Below are 12,855 nucleotides of genomic sequence, written 5' to 3' on the forward strand. Positions count from 1 at the left end.
GCCGTCTGCTCCGCAGACATGACGCGCCGTCACTAGCGTGACGGAGTGACGTTGCGTGACTCCGTCACGCGGGTGCGGAGAGTAGTCGTGTCCGGCGCTTGCCGGGTGGTGGTGGGGGTGGCCGGCCCCGGGCAGGGGTGCCCGGTCCGGCTCTCGGCGCTCCGCACCTCGGGCCGGATCCGGGCTCCCCTGCCCTGGCAAAAGTACAGGTCGGGGGCGGTTTTGGCGCACTCCGTGCGCCAGGCTGACCGGGAGGAGGGGGTGGCCTCGGGCCTGTGTCCGGCGTGCGTGCCCGTACGGGGCGAGGAGGCCGGCCCCTCCTCATCGTTGCAGTCTGTCACCGAACAGGGATGGGTGCAACCCCCGGCCATCTCATGCAGACTCCGACACGCAGTGGTCTACACCTCTGCGAGTGGTCTAGGCCGGTCCCCCATTGATCCGACCCCTGATAGGCCATCAGATCCATTGTGGCGGCGTATCAGAAATCCACCGTCAGCCGATCCCGCCACAGGCGGGGTGCCCATCCCGCAAAGCATCGAGTCCCCGCCCGACCCTGTATCAGAAATCCGCCGTCAGCCGATCCCGACAAAGCCGCCATGCGTCTGCCGCATTGCATCCGACAATCGGGGGTGATCGGCGACAGAAATACGGCCCGCTCCGCGACCCGACCGGCGTCAGATATCGGCGGTGAAAACGGCAGACTGCCCGTTCACGATATCGCGCGAATTGCGGATAGCAACACCACGGGCAGAAATGAACCGGGCGCCCGATGGAAATCGTCCATAAACACCGGCCGTCATTGCGGCCCCGCACCGGCCGGACCGGCGGTTCCGCGCTTGCGGTGCCCGAGGGTGCGCGGAACGGCGTTGTCGCCCCCGGCGCCGGGGGAGGATGGTCGGCATGTCGTTACAGCAGTGGGTGTGCCAGTTCCGGGACTGCCCGGACGCCGAGGACGTCGAGGCCCTGGTCGAGCAGGAGGGACGGCCCCTCCAGGTACTGGTACGGACCCGCCCCGGCGCCGACGGCCTGGTCGACGGGTACGTCCTGCAGAAGAGCGACCCGACGCAGCGCACCGCCCTCTACACCTGGGTCCAGGCCGGCGACCCCGACGCCGTCACCGCCTACCTCCTCGACCTGCTCGCCGAATTCCTCCCCAGGGAACAGACCCGCTGAACCGCGGCCCGCGGGGCAGGTGCCCGCCCTGCCAGCCCGACACACACGCAGCACGCCCCGGCCCCAGGGGGCCGCCAGGCTCTGCGGGCCGGGGCCGCCGGGTGGAGGAGAAGAGGGGCACAGCGCAGCGCCTCCCGGCCCCGCGTGCAGACCCGTCCCCACTCCCTTCTCTCCGGTCAGGTCGGGGGCGCACAGGGGTAAGTCGGCATGGGGTGGCCGATCTAACCGGGCGTGAGCTGGGGAAACGTGGCCGGGTGGCTGGTGGGGCGGGTCCCTATACGCAACCAGAAACGCAACCAGGTGCGCGCCCGGAGACGAAACCAGAAGCGCAACCAGAGAACTCCGCGCGGCCGACCGCCGGGCCCGGCTGGGCCAGGGGGCCCGAGGCGCCGCCAGGCCGAGGGAAAGCTCGCCGCAGGCGCCGTTCCCGACCCGCCGCCCCAGCTACCACCACCAAGCAGAAAGAGGGGCCAGGACAGGGATGTCGGAATTTCTGGCGTCCTGAATTGGCGCTCTGAGCTGGGCATATGGCGGACGGGTGTGAGGGCGGGGGTGGTGGCGTCAGGAGCTGCGTCAGGAGTCACGTCGGGAGCCACATCAGGAGCTACGTCGGGAGTGGCGGGGCCGCTTCGGGCCCGTCGCCGACGCCCGGGCCTCGCGGCCAGGCCGACAGCGGCGGCGGGGCGGGCGCTGGGTCCCGGGCGGCGGGCTCGTGTGCGCGCATCGGTCCGTCTCCTTCACCACTGTGGTAATTCGCTTGGCCGTCCAGGCGTAGACGTCTCGGAATCGGTCTGCTGTTTTTCTCACCGAATTCTCCGCACGGCGGTTGGGTCCGGCTTCTGCTGATTCTTCAGACCACCGATTCGTGGATCCATTGTTGCCGGTTCGATACTTATCTCAGACTTTGAGGGCGTCGATCCATGCGATGGTGGGTTTCAGGGTTTGGTCGGGGTTGAGAATTCTCCGGCCGCTGTCGACGTGCTCGTTAATGCGTGGCGCTGTCTCGACGGCGTCGCATCCGGGTCCGCGCGGGAGAATCATGGGGTCGGCGGAGGATCCTGCGATTTCGATTTGGTGTCTCGGTAGGCGGTACCGGTTCCGCGTTGTGTCGTTGACCCGGTCATGAATGACTTCCTCAGCTCTGAGCAGCGATCACGATCGAGGTCGATCCGCCGGGCGGTGCCGGTCGGCGCGTCGCTGCTGCTGCCTCCTGGCCCGGCGTCGGCCGCCGCGCGGGGTCGCGGCATCGGCCCCTGCACCCGCTGCTGCGGCCGGCCCCGGGTCCGGGGGCGGGGGTGAGCGCCCCCGTGTCGGCGGCCCCGTGGTGGGCGCCCGCCGGGCAGGTGCCGGGCGCGCCGGTGGTGCCGGGGGTCCCGCGGCCGAGACGGCCGCGGCCGGCCCCGATTCCAGGCCTTGCGGGGTGGTCGGCGCGCGCGACGGCGGCCGGGATCGACCTGGGCATCGCCGGGGGCCTGATGACCGCCTACGGCGTTGCCCTCCATGTGGCGCAGCCGGTATTCGCCGCTGTGCAGCTGCTCGCGTTGCTGGCGGACGTCGACGTCCGGGGGGCCTTCGCCGGGGGCTACTGGGTGGTGGGTGGTGTCTGGTTGGTTGTGCAGTGGGTTGCCCGAGGCCAGAGCGGGGAGAGCCTGGGGCAGCGGCTGGCCGGGGTGGTGACGGTGGATGAGGAGACGGGGGCGCCGGTCGGGCCGGCGCGGAGCATCCTGCGGGGGTTGTTGCACGTCCTGGACGTGCTCCCGGTCTGTGCGGGCTTCGTCCGGCCGGTGGTGCATCCCCGGCGCCAGACGTGGGCGGACAGCATCAGTCGGACGGTCGTGGTCCGCCGGGATTTCATCGACTCGATCGCACAACCCCGGTAGGAATAGGCAATTGGCTGCGCCTTTCAGTGGAATATCCGCTGAAAGGCGCAGCCCGGTTGGGATGGGTCGTCAGATGGCACTGGTGTGGTCCGAGGCGCGGCGTGGAAGGCACGTTGCTGGAGCTAGGCTCCGAACGTGACTGGCTCTGTGGGTGAGGATCTGGCGAGGCCGTACGCTGCCGCGCAGCGTCTCGGTGACCGGCTTCTCCAGTGCGATGTGACCGCCGCGTATGGGCTCTTGGACGGTACCCGGGCCTTCGCCCTGCTCGACGGCATCGGCGACACCCCGGCCGTCCGCGCTTGGACACGGACGGCCGCCCGGCGTCTGGCCCGCGCGGCTGCCGTGCATGCGGACGCGGAAGCTGGCCTGCGCGCCGAGCGGGCACGCTACGCCGCCGATCCCGCCCGCGCCGACCACGATCACGACCTTCCGTCGGCTGCGGCGGTCGTCGCGGTGCATGTCCCCGGTGGTCTGCTGTCGGTCGCCTGGTCCGGTGACGCCCGCGCCTACCTCCTCCTGGACGGGCGCCTGCGCCTTCTCACCGACGACCACAACGCGCGCCGTGCCTGTGACGGGGACCGGAACCTGATCACCGCCTGCCTCGGGGGAGGCGACGACGACCAGGAGACCGAGCGGCTCTGGGGACATCCGGCCGTCGAGGCCGTGCGCGGCCCGGCCCGTCCGGCATGTCTGCTCCTGGCATCCGACGGCGCTTACGAACCTCCCGAGGACGCCGGCCACGACCTGGCCGACTTCCTGACCGGTGAACTCCACGACGCCGCTGAACGCCTGGTCGAGGACGCCGTCCGGTACGCACACGCGCTTCCCACCGCCCCCGCGGACAACGCCACCGCCCTCGTCACGCGACTGTGAATCCTCGCCCTCGGCCGTCTGAGAGCCGGGGGGATCTGCGGCGCCGCAGCCGCCGACGCCGGGGTTGGGTGGCGGAAGCGCTGCTGGTAGGGCTCGCGGATACCCGCACCGCCGGGGCCGGGGTGGGACAACCACACCTTGACGGCCCCGGTCACCTGCGTCCGGTCAGCCGTCGAAGGTGTCCCGCCTGATCTGGTCGAGGAACGCGGACCATGCCACCAGGGGAAACGACAGCTGCGGCCCGTGCGGGTCCTTCGAGTCCCGGACCCTGATCTCGTGTGGAAGGCCGGTCACCTCCACGCAGTAGGAGTCCTCGTTGCCCGAGTGGGAGCTCTTGCGCCAGGTGCTGTCAGTCATCGTCGGTGCCCCTGTCCTGGCCGTGGTCGGATCGGGTTGAACCGTGACGTGAGAAGGGCCGCACGGGCTGGGTGAGTTGTGACGCTTACCTGGGCCCGCTCCCATGCTGCCCTGCCCGGCGTCTCCTGACACGGGGCCAGACGACGTGGCGGGTCCCGGCCGGCGGGGATCCGCCACGACAAACCTGGGCAGGGGTGTCGTCAAGGATCGCGGGGCGGCGCGCGCCGCCCCGCGGGCTTGTGCGGCGGGGTCAGGTGAGGCGTCGGCCGAGGGCCGCGGTCAGCAGGGTGACCGCGTGGTGGGAGTTCGGGGCGAGCCAGGGCAGTCCGTCGTCGGGGTCGATGATCGCCCGGCCGTTGATGTAGGCGGTCCAGCCGTCGTCGCCGGCTTCCACCCAGCCGGCCAGGCTCCGGTCGGGTCGGCGGACGGCGAACACGGTGCGCCCGGGCCAGCCCTCGACCAGGAACGTGCCGTCCTGGGCGTTCCAGGTGGTGTCGGGTGCGCCCAGGCCGCGCAGCAGCGGCGGGGTGGAGGTGCGGTGCGGGGCGAGCGCCAGGTCCTGCTCGATCCCGTCCCCGTGGGCGGTGCCGGCGGCCTGCCGGGCGCCTTGGGCATCCCTTGTTTCGACACGTGGGGATTCGACGGGGGTTGCGCCGAGGTAGGGGCGCAGCCCGGTCGGGGCGGCTGCGGCGGGTGTCGGCGGTGGGGTCGGAGCGGGTACGGCGCGGGGCGTGGTGACGGTCTGCCGCGTGCTTTGGGCGCGCCTTGTTTCGTCACGTGGGGATTCGCCCGAGGCGCCGCCGGGGCGGGGTCGGGCGAGTGCCGGGGCGGGCCGGAGATCGGCCGGGCCGGTGGGTGGTCCGGGGGCGGGGACCGGCGGCACGGGGGCGGGGCTCGGGGTGGGAGCGGTGTCTCGGGGGGTTTCCTCGCCGGCCCTTGTTTCGACACGTGCGGATTCGCCCGAGGCGCCGTCAGGGCGCGGGCGGGACGCGGCGGCGGCCGGCTCGGCCTTGCGGCGGTCGGTGAGCATCTCGTAGCGCAGCACGTGGGCCTTGCGGACCATGCGGCCGGTGATGGCGGCGAGGCCGGCTTCCAGGATCTCCAGGGCGCGGACACAGCGGGGGTCGTCGCCGTCGCCGGCGCGGGCCTCTTCGAGGTTCTCCAGGTAGCGGGCGGCGCCGCGCTGGACGGCGGCGGCGAGGTCCAGCAGCTCCTGGCCGGCCGGCTCGCCGGTGTCCGGGGTTTCGACACGTGGGGAAACAAGGGCGTCGGCGAGGGCCTCCTGGTGGCTCTCGGCGCGCCGGCGGCGGTAGGCCTTGGCGGAGCAGGACCGGCCGCAGTAGACGGGTCGGCGGCCGGGGCCGGCGGTGCGCAGCGGCGCCGCGCACTCCTGGCAGAGCGGGGCCGTGGCGGGTTCGGCCGCTTCCTTGTTTCCCCACGTGTCGAAATCATGGTTCATGATCGGCATCGTACGGGCCGGTGACGGCGGCGTCCGTGGCGGTGGTCGCGCGGGGTCGTCACCGGTGCTCGGTGGCTACCGGGCGGTGCCGGGATCGGCCAGACGCCGGCGGCCGGACCCGGGCGTCGCGGCAGGCGGCACCGGACCGGCGACCGGGCCGGCCTGGTCGGCGAGTTCGACGGCCAGGCGGCGCAGCCCGGGCGCGGCGGCCTGGGCGTCGGAGTCGGGGGCGGCCTGGGCGGGGTCGGCGTCCGGGCGCCGGTACAGCGGGCGGCGGGCGGGCTGAGGTGTCGTCACCCGACCATGATTCCCCACCCGGGCCGGTGGGTGGCCGGTCAGACGGTTCACGGGGGCGGGTGGTTGGATGCCGCGCATGGACATCACCATGGCAGTCGTCAGCGCGGGTTCGAAGGCCTTGGCCGGCGCTCTCACCCCCAGCAACAAGGTGGGGATCGCCAAAGTCGGCAGCCGGGAGGAACGCAGGACCGCCTACCTCGAATACGGCCAGGCCTGTACCCACTTCCTTCTCGCCGCCGGCTGGGTCAACGCGATGACGCTGGCTGATCCGGATAACTCGCTCAAGCAGGCCTCGACCGTCGTGCAGAACCGCGTGGCGGCGGCGAATCTGATGGCCATGACCCACGTGGCCATCCGGCTGTCCGGCACTCCCGAGGTCATCGCCATAGCCAACCGCCTGGGCGACGCCGCCCGGGCAATTGGCGAACAGGCCACCGGGCGGGGGGATGAGGCCGACAAGGCCCTGGCCGGCGCCTTCGTGGACGCGATGAACGACTATCTCGAACTGTGTCGGTTCGAGCTGTGGTACAAGCCCCGGTGGTGGCAGCCGCATCGACTGGCAATGCGGTGGTGGGTCACGTACTGGAACGACCGGACCGCCGGCAAGGAGGCCCAGGAACTCCTCAAGCAGACGCGCGCGGACTTGGCTGCCCAGAGCCCCGGGACAGGTGCCTCGCGTATCAAGGAGGCCTAACCAGAGTGCCTCCTCAACGACCTCTCCTCCGCTGGAGGAACGACCGGCGGCGGTTTTCGTACTGTGCGCTAGGTGTGTCACCCCCTTAGAGTGGGGGTGGGCTGTCCACTGTGGTGGTTCGGCCCCGAGGTGGAACGCCGCCCGGCCAACTTTCCAGAACCAACCGGACGGCCTTCCTGTAGCCCGTCATCTGGGGCCTGGTCCTGCTACATGGGGCCGGGCCCCATGGTGTTGATATCGACGCCGAGGACGGTCGCGACGGCGGCGATGACGATCTGCACGAGCAGGGTGGTCATCGCCGGGTCGAGCCGGGGCGTCTTGCGGGACGTCCGCTTGATGACGGGGTGGGTGCGCGCCGTCTTGCGGCGGCGGTTGCGACGGTTGCGTGACAACGGTTCTCCTCTGGCCAATGGGTGGCGGCCGGTCAGCCGCCAGGGCACGGACATGATGGTCCGTCCGAATCTGAAGGCCGAGGAGCTCCCGCGCTCTCGTTGCAGCACCGAGTCTACGGTTCAGGGGGTGACCTTTCGCAACCGTTCACCGGCGCCGCAACCACAAGTTCTGGGTCACACAAGGACTGTAGCCACTACATGTAGGTCTGTTGCCGGGCGGCGGAACTATTACTCCGTGCGGGTGCCGCGGCCCTCCCGGCCCCGGTCGCCGCCTTGAACGTCAACCCTGACTGACTCGCCTTGGGCGTCAATCAGGGTTGACCTCTCGGTCGGCTTCACCGTGGACGCTTCTCGGCGCCGGTGCTGCGCGCGAACGGCGCGGCACCGGCGCCGGGGGTCAGCGGCCGGCGAGGTCCTCAAGGCGGCTCGCCAGGCGCGGACCGGGGCGGCGGACGACTCCGTCGATGACGGTGCCGTCGCCGGAATCGGTGTGCACGACCAGGCGGTCGACCTCGTCGGCGAGGCCGGCGGCGGGCCCTGCGTTCTCGGCGGTGTGCCAGGGGACCATGACCGCCGGGACGGCCCTGAAGTAGCCGGGCATATCGGGCAGGCCGGGCGGCATCGCGGACGTCTCGCCGTCAGGGTCCAGGCACCCCTGGGCGAACCAGTACTCGGCCTCGTCGAACTCGCCGCGCTCCAGGTGCTGGAGGTAGATGGCGAACGCGGCGATCCGGTCGCCGGCGCCGGCCGCGATCTTCCACCAGAAACAGGCGCTGACGGGATGTCCGGCGAGGTGTAACAGGCAGCCGAAGATCCTGGCGCCCACGATCTCGATGTCGGTGTCGCGGCCGTTGTCGAGGACCGAGACCAGCTGGGTCTCCCCGCCTTCCTCCTCGGCGAAGCGGGCGAGCAGGCCGAGCGCCTTCGGCCCGGTCAGGGCAGACCGGGACAGGGAGTCCAGGCCGAGGCGGGCACGGTTGTAGTCCGCCCACCAAGCCGGCCGCCGGTAGCGGCCGGCGCGGTGGCGGGCGACGTCCGCGGCGATCCGGCGAAGGGCGGCAGCGTAGCCGGGGCCGCCGGCGGGGGTGTCGGCAGGGGCCGGGGTGTTCTCCCTCTCGGCGAGCAGCAGGTCGATGGCGGTGGCACGGTCGGTCTTGCCTGCGCGGCGTGTGGCGTGGGAGGAGTGGCGGGCGCAGACGCCAGCGTCGTGGAGGAACTCGTCGAGGTCGGGTGTCTCGGCGAAGTGGGAGCCGGGCCCGCGGCCGGGGTCGGGTGCGGGGGCGCGGTCGTCCGGGGGGCCGGCGGTGGGCTCGTTCACCGGCGTTCTCCTCTGCGGTGGTCGGGTGTGCCTGGGTGGAGGAGGCGCAGGGGGCGCAGCCCGTCGTCGAGCCGGGCCAGGGCGCGGGCGAGGTTGCGGTCCACCGTGCTGGGGTGCGTACCCAGGAACCAGGCGATGAAGTGCGTGGAGCGGCCGTGGGCCTTGAGTATGACGACGTCGAACTGGCGTGGGGAGAGTGTGGCGAGCAGGACCATCAGAGGGTCGTCGGTGTCGGCGTCCGGGTCGCGGTCGGCCGCCGTCGTGGCCTCGGTGTCGGGAAGGGCGGCGCGCATGCGGTCGAGGGTGGTGCGCAGGCGGGCGAGGCGGACCAGCAGCTGGGGGTCGCGGTCGCGGCGGCGGACCTCTGCGCGGATCGCGTGGCAGAGCATGCCCCAGGCGGTGACGACGATGTCGGGGCTGCGCAGTGCCTCGGGCCAGTCGATGGCGAGCTGGACGAGGACCTCGTGGACGACCTCGCCCGCGACTCCCGGGTCGCCGAGGATCTCCTGCGCGAAGCACAGGTAGGACGGGCGGTGGGTGAGGGTGAACGCCTCGTACTCCAGCGGCATCCCGTCGACCGGCAGTTCCACGGCCGCTCCCCACTGTCCGGACTCGGGGTCGTGGCCGGGCTGATCGGGGCCTATGGCGAACAGCGGGTCGTCGCTCATTCAGGCCTCCCGGTGCCGGCCTGAGCGCGGGCGCGCCGCACGCCGTCGTTCACGGGGCGGGGCGTGACCCGCTCTGCGGGCGCTGGGGCGGGGTCGGTGTCGAGGGGTGGTGCTGTCCATGGGAGCGGCCTTTGTGTCGGAAACAGCGTCATCTGGCCTTCGTCTGGGCTGTCTTGCGGCCCGGGATTAGCAAATCAGCCCTCCCCGGCCGATCACGCACTCCCGCCCGACGAATTTCACTCCTTGATCACGTTCGAATACATTCCGTGATCATCTCCAAGCGGGTGCGGGTCGACCCTGGACATTTCAGCTGCTGACGCACCGAAGCTCACGGCGAAATCAACTACACTCCGCCACCAGAAATAAACTTACGGTGACCCATGTCACATCCGGTGTTCGACCAACCGTCACGAGCCGATCACTCGCGGGTACTTGCGGCCTCAATCAAAAACGGTCAACCGCCACCACCCCGGTGCGCCGGCGCCCCGCATCGTCCACGGAAGAACAGACCGACGGCCCAGCCGCCGGCACCGGACAACCTCCACCGGGCCCGGTCCCCTACACGGCGAGTCGGTGCCGGTTCGACGCAGGTGAGCGGCAGGCCGACGGGGCGGCGCTGAGCCCGGCACCGCCGTCCCGGGCCGCTACCCGGCGACGGCCGTACCGGTCGCCGGCACCGTCCCGGTGGCGACCGCCGCCGGCGCCGCGCTCACCGATCCGGTCTCGTCGGGGAGCAGCAGGCGGGTGGTGCGGGGGCGGGTGGCGCGGCCGCGTCCGGTGCAGTGGGCGTCGATGGTGCGCGAGCGCAGCGCGCCGTGGCCGTCGCCGAGTCCGTGCCAGACCGCGTTGCCGGTCGTCAGGCGCAAGGTGGCGCTGGGCCAGGGGGTGGTGGTGAGCAGGGTGGTGCCGGTGGTGCGGAGGCGGGCTTCCAGTCGCTGGAGCTCGCGGGGTCGGGGTGGTTCGGGCGGGTCGAGGAGGATGATTTCGCAGGCGCCGGCCAGGACGGAGGCGACCTCGCTCCACCGGTCTCCGGGGGTGTCGGCGACGAGGAGGCGTTCCCAGGGCAGGCCGTAGGCGCGGGCGGCGGCCAGGCCGAGGGTGGGCATGGCGATGGCGGCGGTCCACACGGTGGGGGCCGCGGCCGCGGGCCCCGCGGCGAGGGCGAGGAGCAGGCCCGTGTCGCCGGCGACCTCGATGACGGCACCCTTGGGCAGCCGGCCGTCGGGCAGCAGCGGCTGAAGGGCGGGCAGGACCGGGCGGGTCGCGGCCTCGACGCGCGCGCGGCGGGCGACCGGGCTGGTCTCCTCCAGCAAGTTCGCAAGCCTCAGCCCGCGCTCCTCCCCCGGGTCGGGCACGGGCAGTACCGGACCCGGCGCGGAGATGTCCGGGGCGGTGGCGTTCCTCATCCGGCCGCTCCCGGCACCGTGTGTGCGCGGTCGCCGGCCGGAACGGCCTCTACCGGGCCGGCGGGGCCGGTGGACGTGCCCGGGCCGTCGCCGGGCTCGGCGTGGGACAGGATCCGCACCGCGGCCGGGTCGTAGAGCAGCCAGGCGCTCTGCCTGTCCTCGCCCCAGCGCGCGTGGGCGATCCACGGCACGTCCGGGCCCGGGCGGCGGCGCGCGGTGACCAGGCCCGAGCGCCAGCCTCCCCCGGTCCGCACCCACGCCAGACGCCAGCACCGGTCCGCACCCTCCGGGTCGGGCGCGCCCGCGAGCTCGGACGGCACCGTGAGCGCATCACGCCACACCCCGTGGAACGGCGCCCGCACCGGCGGCCCGTCGCCGGGCTCGGGCAGCGGGCGCACCGTCTCCTCGCCGTACAGGAACCAGCCCCAGGCCTGCCCCTCGGCCACGGACGCGTCGTCGTCCCACCGCACGTGGACCACCCAGCCCGCACTGCCGGGCGGGCGCCGCCACACCGTGAGCAGCCCGGGCCGCCACCGCCCGCCCAGCCGGATCTCCACCAACCGCCACCTGCGCACGTCCCGGGAGGTACCGGGCAGCGTCATCAGCTCCCGCGGCGCCCACACGGCATCCCCCGCCCGCTCGGGCGAGCGGTGGGGACGGGAGAAGGGCACGTCGGCGGTCACACCCCCATTATTCGAGCAAGTGTTCGAGTGACCAAACGTCAGCCCGCCCCCGCCCTCACAGCGCCTCCCAGGGCAGATCCCGGACCCAGGTCCACCGGCCGCCCTCGTCCGGCTCGTACACACTGCGCCCGCCCGGGAAGGCGCAGCCCTCGCTGATCACGGCCACCCACGGGTCCGGGTCGTCCGGGTCCACCGGGGTGCTCGCGCCGTCCAGCGGCCCGCCGTACAGGGTCACCATCGTCGTCATGCCCGCAGGCTAGAAGCGGGCGGCGCCCCCACGTCAGCGGATCCGCGAAAGCCCCCGCCCACGTAGCTCACCGTGCCGTCGGACGGGTACGAGGCGAGGGTGGGGCCGCCCGCGGGACCGGCCTCACCCGGGGCCGGTGTCGCCGGCCGGGACCCGCCGGTTCGCACGTACGCTCTCCCCTCGTGGCCAAGCAGAAGATCTTCGAGTACCCGCCCGACCTCCTCGACGCGCAGCGCGCCCTCTCCGCGGTGCGGGCCGAGCGCTCCGCCTACCTGCGTGCCCTGCCCCGCTGGGCCGACCTGCCCGCGGGTGAGTTCCTCAGCGCCGAGCAGTACGCCGAGTCCGACCGGCTGACCGCCGCCGAACGCGACGCCGCCCAGGTGGTCGACTCCCACCCCTTCTGGACCGCGCTGCCGGCCGGGGACCGTGTCGCGGCCCGCACCCAGCTCCAGCACACCGCCCCCGCCGAGGCCGCCCTCGACAACCGGGGCGAGGCGTAACGGTGAAGCCGGGGCCCCGCCCCCGGCGCCGTTCCGCCTCACGGCCTGGAGCTGAACGCGTCCCGCCGGGCCTTGCGGGCGTCACGCATCGCCCGGCGCTCCTCGGGCTGGACGTACAGCACGTGGACGGCCTCGGTGATCAGCTCGGCGACGTCGCCGACCTCCTCGGCGGAGAACTCCAGCCCGTCGTGCAGGCTCCAGTTGCCGAGGAAGCGGGCCTCGTGGAGGTCGTCGACGATCTCACGGCTGACACCGCGGTTGACCAGGTCCTCGATCTTCTTGAAGAGGTTCGGGCCCTCCGCGCCCCGGTCCTTGCAGAGTTCCTCAACCGCGGCCCGGTACATCGCCCCGGCCGCCCGGTAGGCCCGCGCGGCCTCGCTGCGCGCGCCCTCCAAGAACAGCTCGCGCACCGTCGACGGCGCGCTGTCAGCGATGGTGCGCGGTTCGAGGAGCGGCCACACCTGCCGCACGTCCTCGGTCTCCCAGGAACCGTCCGGGTTCCAGAGCCTGACGCGCTGCAGGACCACCGTCTTGTCGCAGTGCCGGCACCGGACGCCGTTCTGCAGCACCCATCGGGGCTTCACCGCTGACGCGTGGCCGCCGATGTCTCGGACGTTCGCTAGGTACGTCGGCCAGACGTAGGCGCTGGATTCGGTGAAGAAGCTGGCGTGGACGTGGCAGTTCGGGCACAGGCCCGGATCGAGCCGGCCTTCGGTGAAGGTGAGGATGGTCATCTGTCAGGGATAGCCGATCGCCCGGTCCAGGCGCGAGCGGTTTGTCGGACCGGCCACCACTCTGCGGGACGGAGTACGGAGTTTTGGGACCGGGTCCTCGATGCTGCTGTCGGAGGGCTCGGGTAGGGTGCCGTTCCGTACGCAAGAGGGCGCCCGGCCACCACATTTGGCCGG

At 72.3% G+C, this 12,855-nt stretch carries 15 protein-coding genes; 5 read left to right on the plus strand and 10 right to left on the minus strand.

Going from position 1 to position 12,855, the window contains the following annotated elements; genetic code table 11:
* Nucleotides 1-900: 900 nt before the first annotated feature.
* From ABZY91_RS31365 to ABZY91_RS31375, 3 genes are all read left to right on the plus strand, one after another.
* Complete coding sequence (locus tag ABZY91_RS31365; RefSeq protein ID WP_355406265.1) at nucleotides 901-1,173, plus strand: hypothetical protein; 273 nt, start codon at nucleotides 901-903, stop codon at nucleotides 1,171-1,173.
* Between the two features lie 1,361 nt (nucleotides 1,174-2,534).
* A complete protein-coding gene (locus ABZY91_RS31370) occupies nucleotides 2,535-3,053 on the plus strand; it encodes an RDD family protein (protein ID WP_355406345.1) in 519 nt (172 codons plus the stop codon).
* 237 nt (nucleotides 3,054-3,290) lie between these two features.
* Nucleotides 3,291-3,926, plus strand: coding sequence for a hypothetical protein (locus ABZY91_RS31375; RefSeq protein WP_355406267.1), 636 nt, complete (start codon nucleotides 3,291-3,293; stop codon nucleotides 3,924-3,926).
* A 165-nt stretch (nucleotides 3,927-4,091) separates the two neighbouring features.
* On the opposite strand, the gene ABZY91_RS31380 is transcribed toward ABZY91_RS31375, so the two are convergent.
* The 3 genes from ABZY91_RS31380 to ABZY91_RS31390 form a co-directional block, all read right to left on the minus strand.
* Nucleotides 4,092-4,283 (minus strand): DUF397 domain-containing protein, encoded by a 192-nt coding sequence (locus ABZY91_RS31380; protein WP_355406269.1) that lies wholly within the window; start codon nucleotides 4,281-4,283, stop codon nucleotides 4,092-4,094.
* A gap of 250 nt (nucleotides 4,284-4,533) precedes the next feature.
* Nucleotides 4,534-5,742 (minus strand): hypothetical protein, encoded by a 1,209-nt coding sequence (locus ABZY91_RS31385; RefSeq protein ID WP_355406271.1) that lies wholly within the window; start codon nucleotides 5,740-5,742, stop codon nucleotides 4,534-4,536.
* A gap of 75 nt (nucleotides 5,743-5,817) precedes the next feature.
* Complete coding sequence (locus ABZY91_RS31390; protein ID WP_355406273.1) at nucleotides 5,818-6,039, minus strand: hypothetical protein; 222 nt, start codon at nucleotides 6,037-6,039, stop codon at nucleotides 5,818-5,820.
* A gap of 76 nt (nucleotides 6,040-6,115) precedes the next feature.
* Here ABZY91_RS31390 and ABZY91_RS31395 point away from each other — a divergent pair, with 76 nt between their 5' ends.
* Complete coding sequence (locus tag ABZY91_RS31395; RefSeq protein ID WP_355406275.1) at nucleotides 6,116-6,733, plus strand: hypothetical protein; 618 nt, start codon at nucleotides 6,116-6,118, stop codon at nucleotides 6,731-6,733.
* Between the two features lie 206 nt (nucleotides 6,734-6,939).
* Here the strand turns inward: ABZY91_RS31395 and ABZY91_RS31400 are convergent, their stop codons facing one another.
* The 6 genes from ABZY91_RS31400 to ABZY91_RS31425 form a co-directional block, all read right to left on the minus strand.
* Entirely contained in the window at nucleotides 6,940-7,125 is a 186-nt protein-coding gene (locus ABZY91_RS31400; protein ID WP_355406277.1) for a hypothetical protein, read from the minus strand.
* 397 nt (nucleotides 7,126-7,522) lie between these two features.
* Nucleotides 7,523-8,443 carry a hypothetical protein gene (locus tag ABZY91_RS31405; protein ID WP_355406279.1) on the minus strand — a complete coding sequence of 307 codons (921 nt, stop codon included), beginning with the start codon at nucleotides 8,441-8,443 and terminating at the stop codon, nucleotides 7,523-7,525.
* A complete protein-coding gene (locus ABZY91_RS31410) occupies nucleotides 8,440-9,111 on the minus strand; it encodes a sigma factor-like helix-turn-helix DNA-binding protein (RefSeq protein WP_355406281.1) in 672 nt (223 codons plus the stop codon). The genes ABZY91_RS31405 and ABZY91_RS31410 overlap by 4 nt, the downstream gene beginning before the upstream one ends.
* Nucleotides 9,112-9,755: 644 nt before the next feature.
* Nucleotides 9,756-10,517, minus strand: coding sequence for a hypothetical protein (locus ABZY91_RS31415; RefSeq protein ID WP_355406283.1), 762 nt, complete (start codon nucleotides 10,515-10,517; stop codon nucleotides 9,756-9,758).
* On the minus strand, nucleotides 10,514-11,200 hold the full coding sequence (locus tag ABZY91_RS31420) for a hypothetical protein (RefSeq protein WP_355406285.1): 687 nt from the start codon (nucleotides 11,198-11,200) through the stop codon (nucleotides 10,514-10,516). Before ABZY91_RS31420 ends, ABZY91_RS31415 begins: the two co-directional genes overlap by 4 nt.
* Nucleotides 11,201-11,255: 55 nt before the next feature.
* Nucleotides 11,256-11,447, minus strand: a complete 192-nt coding sequence (locus ABZY91_RS31425; RefSeq protein WP_355406287.1) for a hypothetical protein — start codon at nucleotides 11,445-11,447, stop codon at nucleotides 11,256-11,258.
* A 182-nt stretch (nucleotides 11,448-11,629) separates the two neighbouring features.
* Between ABZY91_RS31425 and ABZY91_RS31430 the strand changes: the two genes are divergently transcribed.
* Complete coding sequence (locus ABZY91_RS31430; protein ID WP_355406289.1) at nucleotides 11,630-11,947, plus strand: hypothetical protein; 318 nt, start codon at nucleotides 11,630-11,632, stop codon at nucleotides 11,945-11,947.
* Nucleotides 11,948-11,985: 38 nt separating this feature from the next.
* Here ABZY91_RS31430 and ABZY91_RS31435 read toward each other — a convergent pair whose 3' ends face one another.
* Entirely contained in the window at nucleotides 11,986-12,681 is a 696-nt protein-coding gene (locus tag ABZY91_RS31435; RefSeq protein ID WP_355406291.1) for a DUF4145 domain-containing protein, read from the minus strand.
* Between the last annotated feature and the right edge of the window lie 174 nt (nucleotides 12,682-12,855).

Origin of the sequence: Kitasatospora sp. NPDC002965 (assembly GCF_040611255.1) — a bacterium.
Lineage (GTDB): Bacteria > Actinomycetota > Actinomycetes > Streptomycetales > Streptomycetaceae > Kitasatospora.